Genomic DNA, 12,568 nt, shown 5'->3' with positions numbered 1-12,568 from the left:
CATGAGCGACATCCAATGGAGCGACGGCGCTCCCATCTACCGCCAACTGAAGGACCGGGTCATCGCGATGATGCTCGACGGCATCCTCAAGCCCGGCGACGCCCTGCCCTCGGTGCGCCAGGTCGCCGCCGAGTACCAGCTCAACCCGATCACCGTCTCGCGCGCCTACCAGGAACTGGCCGACGAGGCCCTGGTCGAGAAGCGCCGCGGGCTGGGCATGTTCATGACCGAGGAAGCGGCCAAGAAGCTGCGCGGCAGCGAGCGCGACCGCTTCCTCAACGAAGAGTGGCCCCTGGTGCTGGAACGGATCCAGCGCCTGGGCCTGACATTGGAAGACTTGTTGCCACCGGGGAAAACACCATGACTGCCGCTGTCGCCGCATCCGAATCCGTCGTCTCCGCGCGCTCGCTGCGCAAGACCTACAACCACAAGCCGGCGCTGGCCGACACCTCCTTCGCGATCGCGCCGGGCCGCATCGTCGGCCTGATCGGCCCCAACGGCGCCGGCAAGACCACCGCGCTGAAGGCGGTGCTCGGCCTGACCGCGGTCGAAGGCGAACTGCGCGTGCTGGGCATGGACCCGCGCAAGCAGCGCGACGCGCTGATGAACGAGGTGTGCTTCATCGCCGACGTGGCGGTGCTGCCGCGCTGGATGCGGGTGCGCGAGGCGATCGACTTCGTCGCCGGCGTGCATCCGCGCTTCGACCGCGCCAAGTGCGAGCGCTTCCTGTCCAATACCAAGCTCTCGCCCAAGCTGCGCGTGCGCGAGATGTCCAAGGGCATGATCGTGCAGTTGCACCTGGCGCTGGTGATGGCGATCGACGCGCGCCTGCTGGTACTCGACGAGCCAACCCTGGGCCTGGACATCCTGTACCGCAAGGAGTTCTACCAGCGCCTGCTGGAGGACTACTTCGACGAAGAGAAGACCATCATCATCACCACCCACCAGGTGGAGGAGATCGAGCACATCCTCACCGACGTGCTGTTCATCCGCGACGGCCGCATCGTGCTCAGCGCCGACATGGAGCACATGGCCACCCGCTACACCGAACTGCTGGTACCGGCCGAACGCGTGGAGGCCGCGCGCGCGCTGCAGCCGATCGACGAGCGCGGCCTGCCGTTCGGCAAGACCGTGTTCCTGTTCGACGGCGTGCCGCAGGCGCAACTGGCCGCGCTCGGCGAAACCCGCACCCCCGGCCTGGCCGACCTGTTCGTCGCCATCATGAAGGGCACCTACGCATGAACGCTCCCGCCAAGTCCATCTCCTCCCTGTCCACGTTCAAGTGGCTGCTCAAGCGCGAGTACTGGGAACACCGCGGCGGTTTCCTGTGGGCGCCGGTCATCGCCGGCACCATCGTCACCGTGCTGTACGCGCTGCTGGCACTGATCGGCACCATGGCCGGGCACGGCAACAACGCCAACAGCATCGACTGGAACGGCAACCCGCAGAAGGTGAACGAGATCATCGGCGCGGTCGGCGACGGCACCATGCTGGCCGGCGTGATGATGGCCTGCATCGTGCTCGGCTTCGTGGTGTTCTTCTACGCGCTGGGCGCGCTGTACGACGACCGCCGCGACCGCAGCGTGCTGTTCTGGAAGTCGCTGCCGCTGTCGGATCTCAGCACGGTGCTGTCCAAGGCCGCCTGGGCGCTGCTGCTGGCGCCGCTGGTGGCGATCGGCATCGGCCTGCTGATCGGCATCGCGCTGTGGGTGGTGACCGCATTGACCATTTCGGTCAACGGCATCCCGCAAAGCAGCGCGCTGTTCACCCACTCGCATCCGCTGCGCATCATCGGCGGCGTGCTGGCCAACCTGCCGATCTACGTGATGTGGTCGCTGCCGACCATCGGCTGGCTGATGTTCTGCTCGGCCTGGGCCCGCTCCAAGCCGTTCCTGTGGGCGGTGCTGGTCCCGATCCTGGGCTGCGTGATGGCGAGCATGATGGGCATCCTGCCCAGCTTGCACGTCAACCACAATCTGATCTGGTACACGGTGGTCTACCGCGGCCTGCTGAGCGTGCTGCCGGGCACCTGGCTGCCGGTCCTCAACGAAACCGCGCCGCCCACGCACATCTCCGGCCCGCAGGATCTGGCGAACGTGATCCAGCTCAGCGACGCCTGGCGCATCTTCCAGAGCGCAGACATCTGGGTCGGCGCCGCCATCGGCCTCGCCTTCATCGTCGCCGCGATCTACCTGCGCCGCTGGCGCGACGAAAACTGATGCGTCCGACAGCCCGCCCGCTTCCCTCTTTCCGCAAGGAGTTTCCGATGATGCGCAAGACCTTCGCGCTGTGCGCGCTGCTGCTGCCGGGCCTGGCCATGGCCGACGACTGCAAGTATTCCGACCCGCGCGAACTGGCGCTGGACCTGACCGGAATCAAGTCGGTGCTGCTGGACGTGCAGCAGAACAACATCAAGCTGACCGGTGCCGGTGCCGGCGGCTACGCGCTGCGCGGTCGCGCCTGCGCCTCCGACGCGGACATGCTCAAGGAACTGACCCTGCGCCAGCGCCGCGACGGCGACACCCTGGTGGTGACCCTCAAGCACGAAGGCAAGATCCACGGCATCAGCGCCGGCAACCGCTACGCCTACCTGAACGTGGCCGGCAGCATCCCCGCCAACCTGCCGGTGCAACTGCAACTGGGGTCGGGCGATGCCGAGATCAGCGGCGTGGCATCGCTCGATGCCAAGGTCGGCTCCGGCGACCTGCACGCACACGATCTCCGCGGCGCGGTCAGCGCCACGGTCGGCTCCGGCGACATCGACCTGCGCAATGTCGGCAGCGTCGCGCTGCCGACGCTGGGCTCGGGCGACGTCACCGCCCGCCAGATCGGCGGCGACGTCAGGATCGGCACGGTCGGCTCCGGCGACCTGAGCGTGCACGGCGTGCGCGGCGCGGTGCAGATCGGCAGCATCGGTTCCGGCGACGCGCAGCTGCGCGAGGTCACCGGCAACGTGACGGTGCAATCGGTCGGTTCCGGCGACCTGGAGGTCGACGGCGTCGGCGGCAACCTCAACGTCGAGCGGGTCGGCAGCGGCGACGTCCGTCATAGCGGCGTGCGCGGCAGCGTCAGCATCCCCAAGCCGCGTTGAACCCAGGTCTTTTCCTCTCTCTCAAAACGAGGACACACCCATGCAGCACCGTTCCCTGCAACTGGCCGGCATCGCCGTGGCCGCCGTGCTGGCGCTGACCGCCTGCGACCGCTCCGCCCCGAAGACCGACACCGGTGCCGGCGGCAGCGGCAGCGGCCAACACAGTTTGAGCTTCAACAACGGCGACATCACCCTGAAGGCCTCCGGCCATCCGCCGGCGACCATCACCAGCGCAGGCGATCTGCTGATCGATGGAAAGCAGGTCGCGGTGAATGCCGAACAGCACGCGCTGTTGGTGGCCTACCGCGCGCAACTCGGCGCGATCGGCGCACAGGGCCTGGAGGTCGGCAAGCAAGGCGCCGCGCTCGGCGTCAAGGCGGCCGGCGACGCCTTGGCCGGGGTATTCAGTGGCGACACCGAGCATGTCGGCGAGCATATCGAAGCCCAGGCCGACAAGCTCAAGCAGGAAGCACTGAAGATCTGCCAGCAGGTGATGGCGCTGCGCAAGGCGCAGGACGCGCTGGCGCAACAACTGCCGGCGTTCCGCCCCTACGCCAGCCTCGATGCCAGCGACATCAACGACTGTGAGGATTCGGCCAAGTAATTGCGTGGCGCCCGGCCTAAAATGGCCGGGTCTTCCCTGCCCGACCGACCGATGAACAAGCTCACCGCCTGGTTCTCCCTGATTGCGCTCTGCCTGCTGCTGGCCGCGTGCGGCGCGCGCGACGGCGCGAGCCCGGGATCCTCGCGCGCCGAACGCGGCAAGCCGCGCGTGGCGGTGGACAGCATGACCGTGATGCTGCGCCGCGCGCCGGCCGCCAACGCCTCGATCGGCCCCGACGGCAGCCTGCGCATCGACGACATCGAACTACCGCTGCCGCAGGCGCAGCGCGCCGAACTGCAGCAGTTGTTCATGCACCTGCAGATGCAGCGCCAACGCACCCTGGAGACCGCGCCGCCGGACCCGAACATGCGCTCGGTCGGCTTCGCCACCACGCCGGAGATCACCGCGTTGCAGGAAACGGTGCTGAAAGAGATTCCCTCGCTGCAGCCGTACCGGGAGAGCTTCGGCAACCTGCAGGCGGAGCGGCGCTGAGCGCGGCGACCGCGGTGCGGGCGACGCTGTTGCCCTGAACATTCCAGGCTGCAATGGCGACGGCGCAGCCGCTAGCCTACCCCCGCATGGCGTCGCTGCCGCGCAACTGGGCGCATCACGGCCACCACGCCGGCACGTGAATCGAATCGGGGCCAGCCGGCACGCGGCCCAGCCCCGCCACCTCGGCATGGCACGGCGATCCGCCGCGCCATGCGCGCCGCCTCAGCCGCCGCCGCCCGCGCCGGCGTGGATGCCGCCCTTGGTCAGCGCCGCCGGATCGAGCAGCTTGCGCAGCTCGGCCTCGCCCAGGCCACTGTCCTCGATCGCGATCTCCAGCACCGCGCGGTTTTCCTTGTAGGCGCGCTTGGCGATCGCCGCGGCCTTCTCGTAGCCGATGATCGGATTCAGCGCGGTGACCAGGATCGGATTGCGGTCCAGCGCCTCGCGCACCCGTGCCTGGCGCACCTTCAGCCCGGCGATCGCGCTGTCGGCCAGCAGCCGCGACACGTTGGCCAGCAGGTTGATCGAATCCAGCAGGTTGGCCGCGATCAGCGGCAGGGCCACGTTCAACTGGAAATTGCCGGTCTGCCCGGCCACGGTGATCGCGGTGTGGTGGCCGATGACCTGTGCGCAGACCATCACCGTGGCCTCGGGGATCACCGGATTGACCTTGCCCGGCATGATCGAACTGCCCGGCTGCAGCGCCGGCAACTCGATCTCGCCCAGGCCGGCCAGCGGCCCGGCGTTCATCCAGCGCAGATCGTTGGCGATCTTGATCAGCGCCACCGCCAGCGCGTTGAGCTGGCCGGACAGTTCCACCGCATCGTCCTGCGCGGCCAGGCCTTCGAACTTGTTGTCGGCGCTGTCGAACTTGCAGCCGGTGAGCGCGGACAGGGCCTTGGCGACCTTGCCGCCGAACCGCGGATCGGCATTGATGCCGGTGCCGATCGCGGTACCGCCCAGCGGCAGCCGGCGCACCCGCGCGAGGCTGTCCTGCAGCCGCTCCTGCGCCGACGCCAGTTGCGCCGCCCATGCGCCGAACTCCTGGCCGAAGGTCAGCGGCATCGCATCCATCAGATGGGTGCGCCCGGTCTTGACCACCTTGTCCAGCTGCCTGGCGCGCTTGTCGATGACCTTGCGCAGGTGCTTGAGCGCGGGCAGCAACTGTTCCTGCGTGGCCAGTTGCGCGGAGACGCGGATCGCGGTCGGCACCACGTCGTTGGAACTCTGGCCGAGGTTGACGTGGTCGTTCGGATGCACCGCCGCCGCGCCTGGCTTGGCCGCGCGCGTGGCCAGCGTGGCGATGACCTCGTTGGCGTTCATGTTCGACGAGGTACCCGAACCGGTCTGGTAGATGTCGATCGGGAAGTGCGCGTCGTGCTGGCCGGCGGCCACGTCCAGCGCCGCGGCCTGGATCGCCTTGGCGACGGACTTCGGCAACAGCCCCAGGTCGGCGTTGACGCCGGCCGCGGCGGCCTTGATCAGGCCCAGCGCGCGGATGAAGCCGCGCGGCATCGGCTGCCCGGAGACCGGAAAATTCTGCACCGCACGCTGGGTCTGGGCACCCCACAAGGCATCGGCGGGCACCTGCAACTCGCCCATGCTGTCGTGCTCGACCCTGAAGTTGTCACTCATTGCGCAATCTCCGCATCTGCATAAGAGGAATCCACCCGGCGCGGTCGCGAAGGACGTCCGGGAAGGCAGGCTGGCGGGGCTGCGGCTGGCGCGCGCATTATCCGCCGCGCAGCGCCCGGCGTCAGCCAGTGTGCGCCCGCGAATGTTAGCAATGTCTGGAGGAGCGGCCTGTCGCGCGCCTCGCGTGCGCCGCCCGCGACAGGCGTACCGCGGCCGGCATGCGCACGGTGGCGCTGGAGACGGCGCACTAGTGACGATGGCGACACGCATCGTGCCGCCCCCCGCTCCTCTGGCAATGCGCCTTCGTGCACCTGCGGCGGCGCTGGCGCCAAGCACCGGCCGTCGGTCGCGCCTACGCCGGCGTGCGTGCGCACGCGCGGTGCGATGCCGCGGCGCGCTCCATCCACGCACGCTCCGGCGGCGTCGGCGGCGGCAGTGCGCCGCCGCCGCGATTACTGCCGGTTGCTCTGGAACACCAGCTCGTTGTAGCGCTTGAGCAGCCGTCCCGGCGAGCCTTCCGGCGCCAGCGTCGGGTTGTCCAGCCAGCCCTGTTCGATCTTGCTGTACGGGGTCTTGTCCACGACCCGCTTGATCCGCGCCTTGCCTTCCTTGCGGAAGTTCTCCGCGGCGGTCTCGAAACTGTTCCAGTCCAGCTTGCCCGGTTCCTGGTCGGCGACCTTGGCGTGCGCCTCGTCCGACAGTTTGTTGAAGCCGTCGAGCAAGGCAGTGGCCTTGGCCGGATCGAACGCATCCTCCTGCAGCAGGCCGACGATCTCCTTGGCTTCGAGCATCATCGAGAGCCGATAGAAATCGCGGGTGCGGCCTTCGGCCTTTTCCATCGCCTTGAGCTGCTCGCGCTGCGCGGCGTCGTTCTGCACGTCCAGCTCATGGCTGAACGCCTCGCTGGCGCTGCCGAACTCGGACAGCGCGGCCATCAGCGGCGCGTGCAGTTGCTTGCCCTTGGCGAACTGGTCGTCCTGGTAGTCCTCGCGCTCGTAATAGTCGCGCACCTGGTTGCCGAGCGGCTGCAGCGTCTTCAGGGCGGTCAGGTAACGCTTGGCCGCCGCGTCCAGCGCCGGCAGGGACGGCCGGGCCGCGATCGCCTCCGTCATCGGCGCGTCGCAGAGCTTCATGTCGTACTCGTCGATTTGCGCAGGCCCGTACACGTGGGTTTCCTTGCCGGTCGGGCCCGCGGCGGGATCGTCCATCCATTGGGTATAGGACTGCGCGCCGCGGTGGATGTCGGCGTCGACCTTGTTGAAGCACTCGATATAGGCGTTGAGCTTGCGGGTCAGCGCTTCGTCCGCCTCGCTCGGTGCGGCGTCGGCGGACGCGTGGCCGGCAGCCGGATCGGTGGACGTGGCCGAGGGCTTGCCACCACAGGCGCTCAGGAAAATGGACACAGCGGCAGCCAGCGCCGCCAGACGCAAAGAGGATTTCATGCGGGAACATCCCTGTTGAAAACGATTTCATAAAGTGTAACAAACACGACGGTGCGAGTGGAGTGATGGCGCGGCGCCGGGATTTGGGATTTGGGATTTGGGATTTGGGATTCGTAAGATGCGGCTTCCCGCACCCTGATCAGGTGTTGCAATGACACGCGTTGCGCCAATGCGCTGCGTGCGCGCGACACGCGGCAGAGGCGAAATGCGCGCCATCGCGCTGCGTGTTTCGCCGCGCGCAGCTGTGACGGACTACGCGAGACCGCGCGCATCCCGCAATGCCAGCGACGCACCGCATCGGCTAGACTGCGAGGACGTACCACCGATGGAACCTTCACGCCGCCATGGGCGACGACTCAGACAGTAGATGCCGGCGCCTGCGCCGGACCACGTACCCCGCCGTTTCCACCTCTCCCGCCTGGCGCCATGACGCGTCCGCGGCGCACAGCGGGGAACGCGCATGATCGGCAACCTCCTGCTGCTGGCGCTGGCGATGCTGCTGGTGCTGCTCAACGGCTTCTTCGTCGCCGCCGAGTTCGCCCTGGTCAAGTTGCGCCACACCCAGGCCGTGGGCCTGGCCGAGCGCCATGGCTGGCGCGGCCGCCTGCTGCTCAACGTGCACGGCCATCTCGACGCCTATCTCTCCGCCTGCCAGCTCGGCATCACCCTGTCCTCGCTGGGTCTGGGCTGGGTCGGCGAACCGGCCTTCGCGCACCTGCTGCAGCCGCTGTTCGACCTGCTGGGGCTGAGCGCCGAGGCGTCGCGCCTGACCGCCTTCGTCATAGCCTTCAGCGTCATCTCGTTCCTACACATCGTGCTCGGCGAACTGGCCCCCAAGTCGATGGCGATCCGGCGCCCGGAGCGCATGTCGCTGTGGACCGCCGCGCCGTTGTACCTGTTCTACTGGGCGATGTATCCGGCGATCTGGCTACTCAACAGCAGCGCCAACCGCTTGCTGAAGGCCATGGGCTGGGGCGAGGTCGAACACGCCTCGCACCGCTATTCGCGCGAGGAACTGAAGCTGATCGTCGGCCGCCAGCAGCCCGCCGGCGGCGCGCCCGACCACGAACTGACCCTGATGAGCCACGCGCTGGAACTGCCCGAGCTGGTGGCCGGCGACCTGATGCGCGCGCGCGACCACCTGCGCGTGCTGCGCGAGGGCATGCCGATGGAGGCGGTGATGGCCGAGTTCGCCGACAGCCGCTACAGCCGCTATCCGTGGTTCGACCGCGACGGCGAACAGGTGCTGGGCATCCTGCACATGAAGGACCTGCTGGTGGAGATCGCCAGCGGCCGCCGCGGCGACGATCCGCGCGCGCTGCTGCGCCCGGCCAACCTGTTCGCGCTGGAGACGCCGGTGCCGCAGGTGCTGGAACGCCTGCGTCATGGCACCACGCACCTGGCGCTGTGCGTGGACGAGCACGGCCGCATCCTCGGCTACTTCACCCTGGAAGACCTGCTGGAAGTGGTGGTCGGCGAGATCGAGGACGAGCACCCGCATCTCGTCAAGGACGCGCCGACCCGCGGCGCCGACGGCAGCGTGCTGGTCGCCGGCTCGACCTCGATCTTCCGCCTCGAACGCCTTCTCGGCCGCGACCTGCGCGCGCCGGAGCACCTCAATTCGGTCGGCGGGCTGATCGTGCATCAGTTGCAGCGCCTGCCCGAGGAGGGCGAACGCCTGGAGATCGATGGCCACCTGTTCACGGTCAAACGCATGGCCGGGCACCGCATCCAGGCGGTCACGGTGCGCCTGGCGCAGGCCGCCGCGGCCGCGCCGACGTAGAATGGCCGCCCCACCGCCACCGCCCTGACGCCCCCGCCATGTCCGACTCCGCCCTGCTCGCCCTGTCCCCGCTCGATGGCCGCTATGCCGGCAAGGTCGACGCCCTGCGGCCGATCTTCTCCGAGTACGGCCTGATCAAGGCGCGGGTGAAGGTGGAGATCGAATGGCTGCTGGCGCTGGGCGCCGAACCGGGCATCGCCGAACTGGCGCCGTTCTCGGCCGCGGCCACGCAGCGCCTGCGCGCGCTGGCCGACGGTTTCGGCGTGGAGCACGCGGCGCGGGTCAAGCAGATCGAGCGCACCACCAACCACGACGTCAAGGCGGTGGAGTACTTCATCAAGGAGCAGCTCAAGGACGACGCCGAACTCGGCCCGGCGCTGGAGTTCGTGCACTTCGCCTGCACTAGCGAGGACATCAACAACCTCAGCTACGGACTGATGCTGGAGCAGGCGCGGCGCGAGGTGCTGCTGCCGACCCTGGACGCGGTCACTGCCACGCTGCGCGCGTTGGCCCACGCACAGGCCGCGCAGCCGATGCTGTCGCGCACCCACGGCCAGACCGCCTCGCCGACCACGCTGGGGAAGGAGATCGCCAACGTCGTGGCGCGCCTGGAACGGCAGCGCCGGCAGATCGCCGCGGTCGAACTGACCGGCAAGATCAACGGCGCGGTCGGCAACTACAACGCGCACGTGGCCAGCTATCCGGACGTGGACTGGCCGACCTTCGCGCAACGCTTCGTCGAAGGCCTGGGCCTGGTGTTCAACCCCTACACCACGCAGATCGAGCCGCACGACAACGTCGCCGAACTGGGCGATGCCACCCGCCGCGCCAACACCGTGCTGATCGACCTGGCGCGCGACATCTGGGGCTATATCTCGCTGGGCTACTTCAAGCAGAAGCTCAAGGAAGGCGAAGTCGGCTCCTCGACCATGCCGCACAAGGTCAACCCGATCGATTTCGAGAACGCCGAGGGCAACTTCGGCATCGCCAACGCGCTGTTCGAGCATTTCAGCGCCAAGCTGCCGATCAGCCGCTGGCAACGCGACCTCACCGATTCCACCGTGCTGCGCGCGCTCGGCACCGCCTTCGGCCACACCCAGGTGGCGCTGGATTCGCTGGCCAAGGGCCTGGGCAAGCTGACCGTCAATCCCGAGCGCCTGGACGCCGATCTCGACGCGGCCTGGGAAGTGCTCGCCGAAGCGGTACAGACGGTGATGCGCCGCCACGGCCTGCCCAACCCCTACGAACAACTCAAGGCGTTGACCCGCGGCCAGGGCATCACCGCGGCCTCGATGCAGGCCTTCGTCGAAACCCTGGACCTGCCCGAGGACGCCAGGCAGCGCCTGCGCGCGCTGACCCCGGGCGCCTACACCGGCCTGGCCGAGCGCCTGGCGCGCGCGATCTGAGCGAGGTCGCGCGCACGATTCCCCGTCGCGGCCACCCGGCCGCGCAGCCGACAAGGAGATTGCGATGACACGGATCCTGCGCCTTTGCCTGCCCTTGCTTGCGCTGGCCGCCTGCACCCAGCAGCCCGCGCCGGCGGTACCCACGGATACCGCGCCGGCCGCAGCCCCCGCGCCTGCTGCACCCGCCGCACCGGAGGCGCCGGTCGCGCCGGCAGCCGCCGCCGCGCGCGAATCAGGATCGCCGGCGGACGACGCTCAGGCCGGCGACCACGGCACGTTGACGATCACCTCGACCAACGGCAGCGTCGACTGCGGCGGCCACAACCTGGACGTCATCGGCGACGGCACCAACCTGGTGCTGCGCGGCCACTGCGCCACGGTGTCCCTGCTCGGCGCGAACGGCACGCTGCGGATCGAGCATGCCGACGACATCCGCGTGGTCGGCGACAACGCGCAGGTGACCATGGCCGGCGACGCCAGGACCGTGGACCTGCTGGGCAGGCACGGCAACCTGCAGATCGGCCGCATCGAACAACTGACGGTGCCCGGCGACTACAACCAGCTGCGCGCCACCGCGATCGGCGAAGCGTATCTGCAAGGCAACAACAACGAACTGACCCAGCAGACCGGCAGCGCCAAGGTCAGCGACTACGGCCGCGACAACAAAGTCGCCGGCAACTGATACCGTGCGGCGCGTCCCGCCGCACGCATCGCGACGCTCCACTGCGTCAGGCCAGGCCATTCCCGCCTGGCAACCGACGCCAGCGCACGCCAAGCGCGCTGGCGTCGGTTCAAGTGGGTTTCCCGCGTGCCGCGGCGTCTCGCGCACGCGACTAGCGCACGCTCAGGTCCTGACAAAGATCTCCACGCGCCGGTTCAACTGCCGCCCGGCCGGATTGTCTTCGCCGTTCAACTCGTTTGGCGCCACCGGCCGCGCTTCGCCATAGCCCTTGGCCGCTGCCTGCAGCGCCAGCCCGCGGCTGCGCAACGCATCGAGCACCGCCTGGGCGCGGCGTTCGGACAGCGCCTGGTTGTAGGCGTCGCTGCCCTTGCTGTCGGTATGCCCGCCCACTTCCAGGTCGTGCGCCTGCACGCGACCGAGCGCGGCGGCCAGCGTGTCCAGCACCTTGGCCGCGTCGGCGCGGATCTCGGACTTGTCGAAATCGAACAGCACGCGGTCGTTCAAGGTGATCAGGTAGCCGCACGGCGCGCCCGGCGGCGCGAACTTGCGCAGCGGCGGGAAGCGCCCGGCGGGCGGCAGCTTGGGCAATGGCGCCATCGCCACGCTGCGCCCGGGAGTGCCGACCATGCCGGTGCCGTCGCCCAGGTTGCGGACGAGGCCCTGTGGGCCGTTCCAGGTACCGGAGCCGTCGCCGTTGACGGTGACCAACCCCATCGCGCCGTTCCAGGTGCCGCTGCCGTCGCCATTGTTGCGGATCAGCCCGCCCTTGCCGTTCCAACTGCCGGCGCCCTTGCCGTCGAGCGTGATCAGGCCGGCGGGGCCGTTGTAGCTGCCCGACCCGTCGGCCTCCACCCGCACGATCGCGCGCTCGCCTTCGCCGACCTCGCCGTTGATGGTACCGCTGCCGTCGGCCTCGACCCGCACCAGGCCGCCTTCGAAATTGGCGGTACCGCTGCCGTCGGCATTGATCCGGAACAGTCCTTCGTCGCCATTGCGCGTCAGATTGCCCTGCGCATCCACCGAGGTGATGCCGGCATCGTTGACCAGGCGGCCGCCGCCGTCGCAGCGCGCGGGAGCGATGCTGACGCCCTGCATCGGATCCAGAACATCCTGCATGGACGCTTCCAGCGCGCGCTGCGCCGGCGTCACCCCGAAGATTTCGGGAACCACGATGGCGGGAATGGCAGGAAACTCCATGGCGGCGGGCGCCTCCGACGCGTTCGCGCCCCGCGTCTCGGCCGCGTCCGCAGGCGTCGCCCCCGCGGCGCCGCCAGGCGCCTTCGGCGTGGTGGAGGGGGCCGGTGAAGGAGTGGTGGTGTCCGACGCACCACAGCCGGTCAACAACAGCAGTGGTAGCAGAATCGAGAGTACGCGCATCGCATGGTCCTTCTGTTATGCGGCGGCAACTCTAAGCGGTCGCGCCTGGCCCTTGT

General features: G+C 68.8%; 12 protein-coding genes. 9 read left to right on the top strand and 3 right to left on the bottom strand.

Annotated elements, in window-relative coordinates; all coding sequences use genetic code 11:
* The first annotated feature begins 1 nt into the window (after window position 1).
* The 6 genes from AB3X07_RS09485 to AB3X07_RS09460 are packed head-to-tail and all read left to right on the top strand — an operon-like array spanning window position 2 to window position 4,187.
* On the top strand, window positions 2-364 hold the full coding sequence (locus AB3X07_RS09485; RefSeq protein WP_369944258.1) for a GntR family transcriptional regulator: 363 nt from the start codon (window positions 2-4) through the stop codon (window positions 362-364).
* On the top strand, window positions 361-1,242 hold the full coding sequence (locus tag AB3X07_RS09480; protein ID WP_369944257.1) for an ABC transporter ATP-binding protein: 882 nt from the start codon (window positions 361-363) through the stop codon (window positions 1,240-1,242). The genes AB3X07_RS09485 and AB3X07_RS09480 overlap by 4 nt, the downstream gene beginning before the upstream one ends.
* The gene (locus AB3X07_RS09475; protein ID WP_369944256.1) at window positions 1,239-2,219 is read left to right on the top strand and encodes an ABC transporter permease; all 981 of its coding nucleotides are present in this window, start codon (window positions 1,239-1,241) and stop codon (window positions 2,217-2,219) included. The genes AB3X07_RS09480 and AB3X07_RS09475 overlap by 4 nt, the downstream gene beginning before the upstream one ends.
* A 47-nt stretch (window positions 2,220-2,266) precedes the next feature.
* On the top strand, window positions 2,267-3,091 hold the full coding sequence (locus tag AB3X07_RS09470; protein ID WP_369944255.1) for a GIN domain-containing protein: 825 nt from the start codon (window positions 2,267-2,269) through the stop codon (window positions 3,089-3,091).
* Between the two features lie 40 nt (window positions 3,092-3,131).
* On the top strand, window positions 3,132-3,695 hold the full coding sequence (locus AB3X07_RS09465) for a DUF2884 family protein (protein WP_369944254.1): 564 nt from the start codon (window positions 3,132-3,134) through the stop codon (window positions 3,693-3,695).
* A gap of 51 nt (window positions 3,696-3,746) precedes the next feature.
* The gene (locus AB3X07_RS09460) at window positions 3,747-4,187 is read left to right on the top strand and encodes a hypothetical protein (protein ID WP_369944253.1); all 441 of its coding nucleotides are present in this window, start codon (window positions 3,747-3,749) and stop codon (window positions 4,185-4,187) included.
* A gap of 222 nt (window positions 4,188-4,409) precedes the next feature.
* Here the strand turns inward: AB3X07_RS09460 and AB3X07_RS09455 are convergent, their stop codons facing one another.
* Together AB3X07_RS09455 and AB3X07_RS09450 are read right to left on the bottom strand one after the other, a co-directional pair.
* Window positions 4,410-5,822: a class II fumarate hydratase gene (locus tag AB3X07_RS09455; RefSeq protein WP_369944252.1), complete on the bottom strand. Its 1,413-nt coding sequence runs from the start codon at window positions 5,820-5,822 to the stop codon at window positions 4,410-4,412.
* Window positions 5,823-6,274: 452 nt separating this feature from the next.
* Complete coding sequence (locus AB3X07_RS09450; RefSeq protein ID WP_369944250.1) at window positions 6,275-7,264, bottom strand: YiiG family protein; 990 nt, start codon at window positions 7,262-7,264, stop codon at window positions 6,275-6,277.
* Between the two features lie 460 nt (window positions 7,265-7,724).
* Between AB3X07_RS09450 and AB3X07_RS09445 the strand changes: the two genes are divergently transcribed.
* From AB3X07_RS09445 to AB3X07_RS09435, 3 genes are all read left to right on the top strand, one after another.
* On the top strand, window positions 7,725-9,047 hold the full coding sequence (locus AB3X07_RS09445; protein WP_369944249.1) for a hemolysin family protein: 1,323 nt from the start codon (window positions 7,725-7,727) through the stop codon (window positions 9,045-9,047).
* Between the two features lie 38 nt (window positions 9,048-9,085).
* Complete coding sequence (gene purB / locus AB3X07_RS09440) at window positions 9,086-10,453, top strand: adenylosuccinate lyase (protein WP_369944247.1); 1,368 nt, start codon at window positions 9,086-9,088, stop codon at window positions 10,451-10,453.
* Window positions 10,454-10,517: 64 nt separating this feature from the next.
* A complete protein-coding gene (locus AB3X07_RS09435; RefSeq protein ID WP_369944246.1) occupies window positions 10,518-11,135 on the top strand; it encodes a DUF3060 domain-containing protein in 618 nt (205 codons plus the stop codon).
* Window positions 11,136-11,297: 162 nt separating this feature from the next.
* Here AB3X07_RS09435 and AB3X07_RS09430 read toward each other — a convergent pair whose 3' ends face one another.
* Window positions 11,298-12,512 (bottom strand): OmpA family protein, encoded by a 1,215-nt coding sequence (locus AB3X07_RS09430; RefSeq protein WP_369944245.1) that lies wholly within the window; start codon window positions 12,510-12,512, stop codon window positions 11,298-11,300.
* Window positions 12,513-12,568: the final 56 nt, after the last annotated feature.

It is taken from the genome of Xanthomonas sp. DAR 35659, from assembly GCF_041242975.1.
Lineage (GTDB): Bacteria > Pseudomonadota > Gammaproteobacteria > Xanthomonadales > Xanthomonadaceae > Xanthomonas_A > Xanthomonas_A medicagonis.
Note: the sequence above shows the minus strand (reverse complement) of the source record. Positions and strands in the feature narration are given on the sequence as shown.

Bases quoted from the DNA above. Each gene is read 5' to 3' on its own strand.
- AB3X07_RS09485 (WP_369944258.1), top strand. From the start codon at position 2: ATGAGCGACATCCAATGGAGCGACGGCGCTCCCATCTACCGCCAACTG.
- AB3X07_RS09480 (WP_369944257.1), top strand. From the start codon at position 361: ATGACTGCCGCTGTCGCCGCATCCGAATCCGTCGTCTCCGCGCGCTCG.
- AB3X07_RS09475 (WP_369944256.1), top strand. From the start codon at position 1,239: ATGAACGCTCCCGCCAAGTCCATCTCCTCCCTGTCCACGTTCAAGTGG.
- AB3X07_RS09470 (WP_369944255.1), top strand. From the start codon at position 2,267: ATGATGCGCAAGACCTTCGCGCTGTGCGCGCTGCTGCTGCCGGGCCTG.
- AB3X07_RS09465 (WP_369944254.1), top strand. From the start codon at position 3,132: ATGCAGCACCGTTCCCTGCAACTGGCCGGCATCGCCGTGGCCGCCGTG.
- AB3X07_RS09460 (WP_369944253.1), top strand. From the start codon at position 3,747: ATGAACAAGCTCACCGCCTGGTTCTCCCTGATTGCGCTCTGCCTGCTG.
- AB3X07_RS09455 (WP_369944252.1), bottom strand. From the start codon at position 5,822: ATGAGTGACAACTTCAGGGTCGAGCACGACAGCATGGGCGAGTTGCAG.
- AB3X07_RS09450 (WP_369944250.1), bottom strand. From the start codon at position 7,264: ATGAAATCCTCTTTGCGTCTGGCGGCGCTGGCTGCCGCTGTGTCCATT.
- AB3X07_RS09445 (WP_369944249.1), top strand. From the start codon at position 7,725: ATGATCGGCAACCTCCTGCTGCTGGCGCTGGCGATGCTGCTGGTGCTG.
- purB (WP_369944247.1), top strand. From the start codon at position 9,086: ATGTCCGACTCCGCCCTGCTCGCCCTGTCCCCGCTCGATGGCCGCTAT.
- AB3X07_RS09435 (WP_369944246.1), top strand. From the start codon at position 10,518: ATGACACGGATCCTGCGCCTTTGCCTGCCCTTGCTTGCGCTGGCCGCC.
- AB3X07_RS09430 (WP_369944245.1), bottom strand. From the start codon at position 12,512: ATGCGCGTACTCTCGATTCTGCTACCACTGCTGTTGTTGACCGGCTGT.